8 protein-coding genes are annotated in these 13,063 nt (G+C 43.4%); all 8 read left to right on the plus strand.

The genetic code is table 11. From position 1 onward, the window contains the following. Positions 1-11: 11 nt before the first annotated feature. Genes CRG97_RS05420 through CRG97_RS05455 form a run of 8 tightly spaced genes read left to right on the plus strand, consistent with a single transcriptional unit; the run spans position 12 to position 12,739 of the window. Entirely contained in the window at positions 12-2,981 is a 2,970-nt protein-coding gene (locus CRG97_RS05420; protein ID WP_098742104.1) for an extracellular solute-binding protein, read from the plus strand. Next, on the plus strand, positions 2,971-3,966 hold the full coding sequence (locus CRG97_RS05425; protein WP_202618871.1) for a carbohydrate ABC transporter permease: 996 nt from the start codon (positions 2,971-2,973) through the stop codon (positions 3,964-3,966). Before CRG97_RS05420 ends, CRG97_RS05425 begins: the two co-directional genes overlap by 11 nt. Beyond that, complete coding sequence (locus CRG97_RS05430) at positions 3,966-4,880, plus strand: carbohydrate ABC transporter permease (protein WP_098742105.1); 915 nt, start codon at positions 3,966-3,968, stop codon at positions 4,878-4,880. Before CRG97_RS05425 ends, CRG97_RS05430 begins: the two co-directional genes overlap by 1 nt. 24 nt (positions 4,881-4,904) lie before the next feature. Continuing rightward, a complete protein-coding gene (locus tag CRG97_RS05435) occupies positions 4,905-7,016 on the plus strand; it encodes a YIP1 family protein (protein ID WP_098742106.1) in 2,112 nt (703 codons plus the stop codon). After that, the gene (locus CRG97_RS05440) at positions 7,016-9,424 is read left to right on the plus strand and encodes a DUF5696 domain-containing protein (RefSeq protein WP_098742107.1); all 2,409 of its coding nucleotides are present in this window, start codon (positions 7,016-7,018) and stop codon (positions 9,422-9,424) included. The genes CRG97_RS05435 and CRG97_RS05440 overlap by 1 nt, the downstream gene beginning before the upstream one ends. Before the next feature lies 1 nt (position 9,425). Then, positions 9,426-10,295, plus strand: coding sequence for a carbohydrate ABC transporter permease (locus CRG97_RS05445; RefSeq protein WP_098742108.1), 870 nt, complete (start codon positions 9,426-9,428; stop codon positions 10,293-10,295). A 19-nt stretch (positions 10,296-10,314) separates the two neighbouring features. Continuing rightward, positions 10,315-11,283: a carbohydrate ABC transporter permease gene (locus CRG97_RS05450; protein WP_076325471.1), complete on the plus strand. Its 969-nt coding sequence runs from the start codon at positions 10,315-10,317 to the stop codon at positions 11,281-11,283. A 40-nt stretch (positions 11,284-11,323) separates the two neighbouring features. After that, a complete protein-coding gene (locus CRG97_RS05455) occupies positions 11,324-12,739 on the plus strand; it encodes an ABC transporter substrate-binding protein (RefSeq protein WP_098742109.1) in 1,416 nt (471 codons plus the stop codon). The last annotated feature ends 324 nt before the right edge of the window (positions 12,740-13,063 follow it).

Below are 13,063 nucleotides of genomic sequence, written 5' to 3' on the forward strand. Positions count from 1 at the left end.
GAGGGATACGAATGGTAAAGAGAAGTATTAAATTTCTTAACCGATTATTGCTCGTTATCTTATCCGTAGCCCTTATAGGTAATCCGGTGTTGCCAGGTAACGCACAAGGTGATCCCAAGATTGCAGAAACAAGCAGTCCGGGTACACTTACTCAAGATGTTTCGAGCCATGAGCCTTATTTTTATACCATATCGAAAGAATGGGAGCAGAAGAAGGTTAAGGTGGGAACGAAGGAGGTTGAGATTGACGCTAAATCGTATCATGCGAAGTCGGATGATGCTGTCGTCTCCGTGGGCTCTTATGAAGGCGAGCATGATGTTCTTCTATGGTCTCAGCCTAAAGGCTGGGTAGAGTACAAAGTAAATGTAGATCAAGAAGGCTTATATGAACTGGCTACGGATTATCACCCGTTTTTTTCAAAGGATGGGCTCGGGCGCCAGTCGGTGATCATGAGTGTCCAGATCAATGGAGAATATCCGTTTCGCGAGGCACATTCCGTTTCGTTGGAACGGCGATTCTCTGAGGTGAGACCTGAGAAATATGATGATGAGGGTAATCAAATCCGTTCATTGATTGACGAAGAAGCGGGTTGGAAAACGACTTCTTTTCGTGATTCTGAGGGGTCTTATAGCAAACCGTTGCAATGGCATTTGAACAAAGGGGAAAACACGATTCGTATAGAGACGATTCGCCAGTCGGTCGCGTTGAAATCATTCCGTTTACAAGTCCCTAAAGACATTGCTAATTATGAAGACGTGAAAAAAACGTATCCAACTAATGCAGCAAGCGGCAGTAAGGAAGCCATTGTCATCGAGGGTGAACAGTTCAGTCTTAAAAACTCCTCTTCGATTCAAACGCAATACGATCGGAGTCCGTTATCTGAGCCTAAGTCGCTCGATCTCGTTCGATTTAATACGCTGGGTGGTACGGGCTGGAATAAAGGCGGTCAAGCGGTGACTTGGGATTTTGAAGTTCCGGAAGATGGCCTATACCATCTGACATTCCGTGTGAAACAAAATTTGCGTAAAAATGCTACGGTATTCCGAAATATTTATATTGACGGTGAAATTCCTTTTAACGAAATGAAAAACGTTCCGTTCCCATATGACAGCGACTGGAAAAAGGTATCGCTTGCTAATACGGATGGGGAATTATTTGATTTCTATTTCACAAAAGGAAAGCATTCGATCAAGATGGAAGCAACTGTCGAGCCTTATATCCCCGTCATAGCCGACATCGATCAGATGTCGAAGGAACTTCGCGACGTTTCCAGAGAACTTCGAATAGCCACAGGGAATAGCACAGATGCGTATCGCGTATGGAATATCGAGAAAGATATCCCGGGTATGACCAAGAGACTTGAAGTATTAAGGGATAGCTTCAACAAACTTACGGATGAAATGCTCGCAATCAATAAGGTAAGGGACAATGTGTCACAATCCTTTAAGTCCAGTGTGCGGGATTTAGAAGATTTATTGAAAGATCCGAATGAAATTCCTTATAGTCAGTTAACCATCGGAACGATGCAAGAGAAAATTGAGGCCCAGCGTGTGGATTTGATGAATACCCCGCTGCAAATTGATCGAATTTATGTAGCTGTCCCCGATACAAAACTGCCTAAAATAGAGGCAAACTTCTTCGAGAAATTATGGAACTCGATCGTTACGTTGTTCTATTCCTTCTCAAGCAAGAACCAGCTTGATCGGAATGCAGAAGATGAATTGAATATTTGGATGTTCAAAGGGCGTGATTACGTTGATGAGCTGCAGCAGCTTGCCAATGAACGATTTACACCTGAGCATGGCATTAAAGTGAATATCAATTTGGTCCAGTCGGCAGATTTGGTAGTTCTCGGTAAAGCAGCCGGGATATTACCTGATATAGCAATTGGGGTACCGAGTGCATCGATCTTTGATTATGCATTGCGCAATGCCATTTATGACTTTACAAAGTTCCCGGATTCGGAGGAATTGTTAGATCAATTCCATCCAGGTATTATGCAGCCACACCGTTATGACGGTGGTGTTTATGGTATCCCGGAGACGAATAACTTTAACATCATGTTTTATCGCAAGGATATTATGAATCAGCTTGGCCTATCTGTTCCGGATACCTGGGATGATGTATACAAGATTCTGCCGACGTTATTACAGAACGAAAGCAACTTCTACATCCCGCCGGATAACTTCTCGTACCTGTTCTTCCAAAATAACGTGGAGTTGTATTCGAAAGACGGACTGACGAGTGCATTGAATGAACCTAAGGCTTTTGAAGCGTTCAAAGAATGGACGGAAATGTTCAATGTGTACGGAATGGAACGACAAGTGAACAGTTTCTATCAACAGTTTAGAGATGGAACCATGCCGATCGGTATTTCAGATTTCAATACATACATGCAGCTACTGGTCGCAGCACCGGAAATTATGAATGAATGGGCAATCGCTCCTATTCCTGGAACAAAGCAGGCAGACGGTACGATTGCAAGATGGGCTGCCGGGGGAGCACCGACAGCGAACATTCTTTTCAATGATACGCCGAAAGAGAAACGCGATCTCGCTTGGGATTTTGTGAAATGGTATATGTCCGAAGATATTCAAACCGAGTTTGGACTTAATCTGGAGCAATATCGCGGTGAAACCTTCCGCTGGAATTCAGCTAATGTTCATGCGTTTGCGAATATGCCTTGGAAACAGGATGATCTCAGCGTTATTTTGGATCAATGGCAGTGGATGCAAGAATGGCCCAATGTACCGGGAGGATATATGACGGCTCGAGAACTTGGTTTTGCTTGGAACAATGCAGCCATTGATCAAGTAAATCCAAGGATTGCCTTAGAGAAGGCGGTTAAAGAAATAAACCGAGAGATGAAGCGTAAACAGCAAGAGTTCAATTATATCGATGAAAACGGGCAAGTATTGAAGAAGCTCGATCTGATCCGAATTACGGAACCTTGGAAAGGAGCAATTCTGAATGACAGATAATGCAGCAGCTCTTTCTGAAAAGGTGAACGGAGCTAAGACCATGCTCGGTAAGACGAAGCCCAGTATTTCGGAACGGATTCGTTATTTGCTGAAAGACATGTGGAAGTACCGCTTATCTTACTTGTTTATTTTGCCGTTTATGGCGATGTTCATCATATTTATCCTGATTCCTGTTGTTTCAGGTATTCTGTTAAGTTTCACCTATTTTAATGCCTTTGATTTTCCATCATGGCGGGGCTGGCTTAACTACCAGAATTTATTCTCACAGGACATTATTTTCTTGCAGTATGTATTGCCTAACTCGTTTAAGTTTGCCGTATTCGTAGGGCCCGTCGGTTACATCTTGGCCTTTTTGTTAGCCTGGTTAATTGCTCAGCTGCCAACAACGATGCGCACTTGGTATGCACTTGCCATGTATGCTCCTTCGTTATCTGCAGGTGTTGCGATGGCAGTTGTTTGGACCGTTATGTTTACCGGGGACCGATCGGGTTATATTAACAGCTTTTTGCTCAAATGGGGAATCATTGATCAGCCGGTTTTATTCTTACTCGATAAAGACTACCTTCTCAATATTATGATCATTGTCTCGATTTGGTCTTCTATGGGTATTGGTTTCTTGGCCATCTTGGCCGGTATTCTCAATGTGGATAGACAATTGTACGAGGCAGGACGAATTGATGGTATATCGAGCCGTCTTCAAGAAGTGTGGTACATCACCATTCCAATGATGAAGCCACAGATGATGTTCGCAGCCATTATGGCAATCGTTCATACGATTAAATCCGGTGGTATTGGGGTTCAATTGTCGGGTACGAACCCGACCCCGAATTATGCGGGTCAATTATTAATTGATCATATCAATGACTATGGTTTTATTCGTTTCGAACTCGGTTACGCGAGTGCGATTTCTATCGTCGTTCTTCTGATGTGTTATGTGTTAAGTAAATTTTTCGGTTATTTATTCGCACCGAAGGAGGATGAATAATGCAAGAGGCACGGATGACTGCCATGCAGCGGAAATTAAAGATAAAATGGAGCGATTTTGTATTAGCTCTGAGATTGATCGATCGAGCACAAATATGGATTGCCATCTGTATCTTGCCGCTTGCCATTTTCATGCTCCTTCCGCTCATTTATTTGTTAAACCATGCATTTAAACCATTGCATGAGTTATTCATGTTCCCGCCCACATTTATTGTTAGGGAGCCAACAACGGGGAGTTTCTCGGAACTGTTTGCCATGACGGCAAGCACCATTGTGCCGGTATCCAGGTATGTATTTAACAGTATTGTGGTTACCTTATTGTCTAGCGTTGCCATGGTGATCACAGGAGCGATGTGTGCCTATCCTTTATCGAAGCATCCGTTCCCAGGTTCGAAAATTGTACTTGGTTTAATTATGCTGTCGTTGCTATTCGCAACAGAAGCCATTGCAATTCCACGCTTTATCGTCATTCAAAGCCTAGGGATTATGAACACTTATTTGGGTCACGTACTGCCCCTTGTTGCCATGCCAGTGGGCGTATTCCTATTGAAGCAGTTTATGGACCAAGTCCCGAACGAGTTGCTTGAAGCAGCGAAGATCGATGGCGCGAAAGAATTCACAATTTTCCTGCGCATCGTTATGCCCATCGTTACACCTGCCATCGCAACGATTTCAATCCTTGCTTTCCAATCGGCATGGGGGAATGTAGAGACTTCAACTTTATTCATGCAGGAAGATTCCATGAAGACACTGCCGTTTTACATGAGCACATTAACATCTGGTCTAAGTAACTCGGTAGCTAGACAGGGAGCTGCGGCGGCAGGAGCATTAATCATGTTTTTACCGTCATTGCTCATCTTTTTGATCTTCCAGAGAAGAGTAATCACGACCATGGCGCATTCGGGGATCAAATAAGCAGTGGAATGGGGGAGGTGTACAATGCACAACAATCCAAGCAAACGAAAATATGTGCTTTGGCTAGTCTGCTTGATTGCACTGACTGGATTCCCGATGATCGCAAGCGCTGATGTTCCTTATCGTACCTTCACGGAAGATAGTTATGAACGTACGATTATGACTCAATCTGCTTATTCTCCAGTCGGCGTATTAGCGCAGGAAATTCCAGTCGTCAATGAGAAGGGTGAAGTAGAATATACATCGCTGCAGCGGCCTCAAGATCTATTCATTGCAGACAATGATGATATTTATATTGCGGATACCGATAATAATCGGATTGTTCATCTGAATGAAAGTGGTGAGCTTGTTCGGTTAATCACGTTACCAGAAAGTCCGCTCAATCAACCACAGGGTGTGTTTGTTGCCGATAATGGCGATGTTTACATTGCGGATACAGGTAATAAGCGAGTTGTTCACCTGGATAAGAATGCGAAATTATTGAATGAAATTGGTCGTCCTACATCACCACTTATTAATGAATCCTTCGTATATGAACCGACGAATATGGTTATCGATAAACGCGGCTTTATATATGTTGTATCGAAAGGGAGTTATCACGGGATCATCCAATTTACCCCCGAGGGGAAATTCGACCAGTTCTTCGGTACGAATAAAACGGAAGTAACGCTGATGGATATCATTCGGAGACAGTTTTATTCGAAAGAGCAATTGAGTCGGCAGGTTCGACTTCTGCCTGTAACGATCCGGAATATAGATATCGATGATCAAGGCTTTATCTATACGGTTTCCGGTTCCAAAACAGAGCAAGTCAAGAAATTAAACATCCGCGGTGAAAATATATGGAAAGAGATGTCGTTCAATGAACGGTTGTTTTCCTTAGCTACCGTAGAATCTGATGAATTGATTGAGAAGCAGCTTACCGATGTTTCCTTAGATCAGAATGGTAATGTAACGATTATTGATAAATCACGGAACATTGTCTCCCAGTATGATGCAAACGGTACGATGTTATTTTATTGGTCAGGCCGTTCTGCCTTAGGTAATTCGCTGGTTGGTTTAACAGCGGCACCTGTTGCAGTAGAAACCAACTCAAACAAACACCTTTATATTTTGGATGAAGCGCTGGGCCTCATTCAAGAGTATGAACCAACCGAGTTTGGAGCAACGGTTCACGAAGCTTACAAGTTGATGGAGGAAGGCAAGTATGTAGAAGGGGAGCAGTATTGGAACAAAGTACTGAAGTTGAATGCTCACTTCTCTCCAGCTTATAAAGGAATCGCTCAGGCCGCATTTTCTCGCGGTGAGTACGAGCGCGCTAGAGACTTGTTCAAGCTTGCAGGAGATGGTGAGGGATACTCAGACTCATTCTGGCAGATTCGCTTGCAATGGTTCCAGAAAAACTTCTCGACCTTGGCGAACTCTGTTATTATAGCCAGCCTCTTATTATGGGTTTTTATCAGGCTAAAGAAAAAATTCAATTTCCGAATGATGCCGAAATCGAATAAGTTAAACAGTCAAACCTGGTTCCAGCAATTAAAGCATGTATTCTACATCTTGAAACATCCCATAGATGGATTTGGTGATTTGAGATATTTGAATAAGGGTGGCTACATCAGTGCTTTCGTTATTCTCATATTAACGGTAGTCATGCTGCTGGTGAAATCGTTCTACACGAGTTTTACATATAATCCAGTGCCGGTCTATGCAAAGGGTTCAACTTACATGCTCACAGTCTTCTTGGCCGTATGGTTATCATGGGTGGTATGTAACTATCTGGTAGGTTCGATCAAGCAAGGTGAAGCAAGGTTTAAAGATGTGTTCGTGGGAAGCTGTTATTCCTTATTCCCGGTTGTGTTACTCGGGATCCCGCTTGCTCTTATTTCGAACATCTTTACACAAAGCGAAGCATCCATTTACAGCTCTATCGAGGTCGGTATGCTTTTGTGGAGCGGGTTGTTATTCTTCTGGAACATTCAAGCGCTGCAAAACTACGGTGTTGGCGAAACGGTATTGAATATAACACTTACGGTCATCACGATGACCATTATGTGGGTACTTGTGTTCATCTTAATCGGACTCACATCCGAATTTGGTAACTTTGTTTACACGATCTATCAGGAGGTGTCGATGTGATGCGCTTATTACGCTCCAAAAAACGATTAATGGTAGCTGCGATTTGCGTCTTATTCGCGTCGACGCTCGGCGGTTTCATCTTTGCTACATCCGCTTCAACCGATAAGACGAAGACCGAAACTCAAACTACAGCACAGACTGAAACAAAGACTAAAACGGAGACAAAGAGAGCACCTCAGACGAGTACGACAAAGGCAGTAACCCCTGCGAAATCAAATGGGAAATTGCCGGATGAAACCCAGTTCCAAACGATATCGGAGAATGAGAAATTATTGCTCAAAGCTGATAAATCCTCCGGTCATTTTACTGTAACAAGTAAAACGACAGGAGAAGTATGGCGCTCTTTTCCTAATCCGAAGGATTGGCAGGATAAGCTAAATACAGATGCATGGAAGCTGCATCTTGCTTCACCCTTTATGTTCCGGTATGTAGAGTTTAATCTGCGTAAAGACTTGCTGAAAGAGACCAACTTCTATGCACAGAAAGGGGGAATTAGCCAGTTCGAAGCAACAGATCAGGGATTTAAAGTTATGTATGACATGCCGGATCTTGGCTTCATGATTCCTGTAGAAGTCAAGCTTGGCGAAGATTTCGTTGAAACCAAAGTATTAGCTGAAGGTCTGGTAGATGAGAAAGTCATGCCGAAGGAAGAACCAGCGGCAGCAACGGTTGATAAGGATGGCAAAGAAGTCAAGAAACCGAAGCCCAAAAAAGATCCTATGGCTCGCCTAGCGTCCATTCGCTTATTCCCTTTCTTGGGTGCACAAACTTCGGATGACGAAGATGGATTTCTATACATTCCAGACGGGCCGGGCGCTTTAATTGATTTCAGAGAACGTCGAGCGGGTACACAAAACCTCTATACGGAACGTGTTTATGGTGACGATTGGGCATACAGTAACCGCAATACCATGTCTGATCGTAATCCGATTACTATGCCGGTATTTGGCATTAAATCGAATAAACAAGGACTTCTTGGAGTCATTACGGAAGGTGAAGAGTACGCGAACGTGGTTGCGGCGCCTTCGGGATCATTCAGTCAATTCAACTGGGTTGCACCGGAGTATCAATACCGGTTCAAGTTCTTCCAACCGACAGATACGAAGAAGCAGAACGGTTACTTGACGTATAGCAAGGAAATAACGAAGTCGGATCGTGCGACCCGTTATTATATGATCGAGGAGAAGAACGAAGAAATTAGCTATGTTACATTAGCTGAACGCTATCGGGAATTGTTGATGAAGGAGTCAGCGATGAAACCGTTAGAAGGTGAGCATGCGAAGCTGCGGCTGCAGCTGCATTTACTTGGCGGCGATACCGAAGACGGATTTTTGTGGGATTCATATCTGCCATTAACTACGACGAAAGAGGCGGAAGGCATCGTACAAGAATTGTCTGCACTTGGTGTCGATCATATGGACATCACTTATCTTGGCTGGCAAAACGATGGATACAGTAAGTTTGGCGGTGACTTCCCCGTTCCAGATCAACTGGGCGGTAATCAGGGAATGAAGAAATTCACCGATTTTGCTCATTCGAAGGGCTATGCGGTTTATCTTGATGCCTCTTCCTATACGTATAACAGAGGCGGTGAAGACGGATTTCGAAAAAATAGAGACGGTCTTCGTGACCTAGCTTCTTCCGTCATAGAATCGATGAATTGGGATAGCAGACGGAAGACGTTTGTCAGTCCTCAATTTATGAAAGGGGTTATAGAAGGAGATCTCCAAGAAGCGAAATCATTAGGAATCAATGGCTATGTATACGGTCAAGGAATCGGATCGTTATTGAATACGGACTTTAATGAGAACTATAGAGCGACAAGAAAACAATCAAAGGAAATCCAGAGCCAATTGTTTCAGAAGACAAAAGAAACATTCGGCAGCGTAAGAGGGGCAGGAGGTAACGCGTACACCTTCCCATATATTAGCCATATGGACAACATGGCCTCTAACTTCTCCTATGACATGTTTATCGATCGTGTTGTACCATTCGCCCAAATAGCTCTTCATGGTCTGACTACATACTCATTCGAGTATGCGAACTTGAGTGATGACTATGCGGACAATTTCTTGAAGGGAATCGAATACGGCACAGTACCGTCGTTTGTCGTAACGAACGCTTCATCACAGGAATTGCTTAAATCACTTTCTCTCCATGAATTCTACAGTACAAACTACAAGGACTGGCTTGCAGAGATCGTGTCACAGTATCAAAAATACGAAGAGGCACTTGGTGATGTGCAAAACGAGTTCATTACAGGCCATCGTGAAATCGTAAGCGGCGTATTTGAAACAACATACAGTAACGGAAAACAAGTCATCGTGAATTATAACGATAAAGAGGTTAGCGTCGGGGATGCTGTTGTGAAAGCCAAAGACTACATTGTAAGCAAAGGAGGTGCGTAGTATGGCCCCAAAGCGAATACTCTCTGCTAAGAGATCCCGAAAGCTGGAAGGGTCGTTATTTATTGCACCGTGGTTGATCGGCTTTATCGCTTTTTTAGGATTTCCGCTAGTCTTCTCACTCTTTATGAGCTTTCACACGGTAAAAATATTGCCCAAGAAAATTGTGTACGACTTTGTTGGCGTCAAATATTACCGTGAGATCTTGTTTAACAGCTCGGATCTATACGATAAGTTAATTCCATACTTCCAGGAAGTCGTCATCATGATCCCGGTTATCGTCATATTTGCCTTGATGATCTCTATTATGTTGAACCAAAAGCTGCCCGGTCGATTCTTATTCCGCGCCATCTTCTTCTTACCGGTTATCTTCTCTACGGGTGCTGTGCTGATGTCATTTATTAATCAAGGGGAAGGCAACCTAGGTTTCCTTGAACGATTTAATATTGGCGGTTACATGGATATGTTCCTTGGGGACAGTTCATGGGCGAAACCTGTAAAGACCGTATTGAATCAATTTGTCCTTGTCTTATGGTATTCCGGGGTGCAAATTCTCCTCTTTATTGCAGGACTTCAGACCATTTCAACGTCTGCGTATGAATCAGCTCGAATTGATGGTGCTACACCATGGGAGGTATTTTGGAAGATCACACTTCCGGCAATGTCACCGTTCATCCTGCTGAACTTAATTTATACCGTTGTAGATATGTTTACGTTCCCATCCAATCCTGTAATTAGTTTGATTAATACGGGGAACTACGGATTTAATAGTGCACTGGCATGGATTTACTTCGCTATTATTCTTGTATTCTTGGGAATTGTCATTCTCCTCTACAGTAGAATTAACCGGAAAAATGCAGGAGTAAATCGTTAGTGAGGAAGGGAGGCAGAACATGAAGGTTGAATTAGCGAGACGTGTGAAACTGAAACAGAAGTTCACAACAAAACGTGGATTACGGCAAGTGAAGTATACGATTCTAGGTCGAGAGATGAATCAAGGGCTGATATTTAAATTAGTCTTGTACGGAATATTCATCGTAACCTCCTATGTGTATATGAACCCGATTTTAAAAATGCTGGTGAAGATGGTCATGAGTGCCAAGGACTTAATTGATCCAACGGTGACGTGGATTCCGTCTTCCGTTTACTTAGGTCATGTGGTCGAAGCTTGGAAGCTGCTGGATTATCCGAAGTCTCTTTCCATCAGTGTACTGATTGCGATTTCGACTGCTGTGCTGCATTGTATCTCGTGTGGGCTAGCGGGCTATGCCTTGGCAAGGCTCGATGTCCCATTCAAGAAGACGATTCTATTCCTCGTCTTCTTGGCATTCATTATTCCGCCGCAAGTTGTTATTTTGCCGACGATTATGGTGTATACAAAGCTTGGATTGAATGGTCATTTATTAACCTTAATTTTGCCTTCTATTTTTGGGTTCGGTGTCAAGGGCGCACTCTTTGTCATCATATTCCGTCAATTCTTCTCCACGCAGCCTAAAGCATTGGAAGAAGCGGCCCGTATCGATGGTGCTAGTGCTTTGAGATTTTATGTACGCGTTATGTTTCCATTGGCAAGACCAGCCATTCTCGTCGTCCTGTTGTTCTCGTTCGTCTGGACTTGGAATGACACGTACTACCCTAGGATGTTCCTGGGTTCAAGCGGCGATATGCCGTTAGCACTGAAAATGTCATTTATCGATAGTCAGTTGACGACGTTTATTACGAATGGAGGACTGCCGGAGTATTTAGCTGAACCGATTAAAATGGGTGCAAGCTTCCTGGTTATATTGCCTCCGCTTATTCTTTACCTCTTTGCCCAGCGTTACTTTGTTGAGAGTGTTGAACGTACAGGTTTGGTCGAGTAGACCTGGATCCATAATTTAGGATAATACAGGAGGAGTATATATGAAGAGAAAATCGATTTTTCTAATCATTACTTTTGTATTCATGCTAACAACAATACTTTCAGGTTGTACCGGCAATGATTCGGTAAATATAGAACCGGAAGTTGTATCCGAAGCGAAACCTGCTGGGACTAACGAAGAAGCTGCACAGGAAGAAGAAGTGGATTGGACGAGTAAAGCTGTGACGGATTTCAGCGAGGAGACAACGATCACCATTCAACATGAATGGGGCATAGATCAGATTGCTCCTCTCATGCAGCCCATTGAAGATAAGCTCCAAGCAGAAGGTAAGAATATAACCGTTCATTGGATTCAAGGTGATTCCACCTCGGAAGCATTGCAAGAATTGAACGCTAGTGGTGTCGTCCCGGATATTATTTACAGTTCCAAGGGAATTGATGGTTTAAAAGAACTGGATATGGTTGAGCCCATTGATGACTTCATGAAGATATACGAAATGGATGAGACTAGCATCAATCCATCTGTAATATCCTTGCTCCGCTCCTACGATGATAAGGGTTCAATGGTAGGTGTACCCACGTTTGCTGATACCATTACGTTATTTTACAATCAAGAGATTTTCGATATGTTCGGCGTTCCTTACCCGACAGACCACATGACATGGGATGAAACCTTTGAGTTAGCTAAGAAGTTGACCGGAGAACGAAATGGTGTAAACTACCGTGGTCTGGAGATGGGCTTTACGAACAGTCTGACGAGCGAAGCGCTCGCACCTCTTAAAGAAATTATTACGAATGTAGTCGATCCTGAAACCGATGAAGTATTACTTACGAAGGAGCCGGCAGTCACAAGATATTTCGAATTGATGAAAAAGTTCTACAGCATACCAGGTATGTATGAACGTCATCCGGATAAGCAAGCAAGCTTCTTTGCCGGTGGAACGGCTGCGATGTTAGTGTCTTGGCCGACATACCTGGAATGGGGAATTCCTGAAACCATTCGACCGAATGTTGATTCGGTTCTCATGCCCGTCTGGGGAGGGGAAGAACAGTTAGCGTCACCTACGCAAGCTCATATGTATGTATTGAATAAATACAGTGAGCAAAAAGATGCAGCTTTCCAGTGGATGAAAGAAGTCGTTGCGGAAGATATGCAGATGAAGTTCTCCGCTGCAGGATATCCGACGGTATTGAAGAGTCCGGAAGTTATCGCGACATTCGGCAGCGAAAAAGATATTTACGAAGGCAAAAATGTAAAAGCGTATTTCCCGGAAAACGCGAGAATCATTGAAGGTAGAAAATCGGAATATCAACGATTAGCTGAAGGTATGATTACGGAGAAATTGAAAGACTTCGCAAACTCAGATATGAATATCGCCGAATTTTTACGTAAGCTGGAAGAGGAATTAACGATTAAGATCAAGGAAGAGAAACAAAAGAAAGAGCAAGGGCAATAAGAATCCGGACGTCTGCATAAGAGGTTGTTCAAAAAGTCCGCTTTTGATAAGAAAACCAATCGTGGCCAATCAAGGATGAGCGACCGCGATTCAAAGGTAGGTTTTCTTGCGATATAGAATTTCATCAGCTCTGCTGATAACGAATAAATTCTATATCTAACACGAAGCAAATCAGGAAGTAGCTCGGCATCGAATCTTGAATTCAGCCGGGCCTAAGCAGATGCTTTCGAAGTTATGTTTCCTCCGGAAACATCTTAGGTGCTCACGTACCCAAAACAGCAGATGCTTTCGAAGGCGTTTTCTGCGAAAACGTGTAGCTCCGCT

This window comes from Paenibacillus sp. EZ-K15, from assembly GCF_002573715.1.
In the GTDB taxonomy this organism is placed as follows: Bacteria; Bacillota; Bacilli; order Paenibacillales; family Paenibacillaceae; genus Paenibacillus_AQ.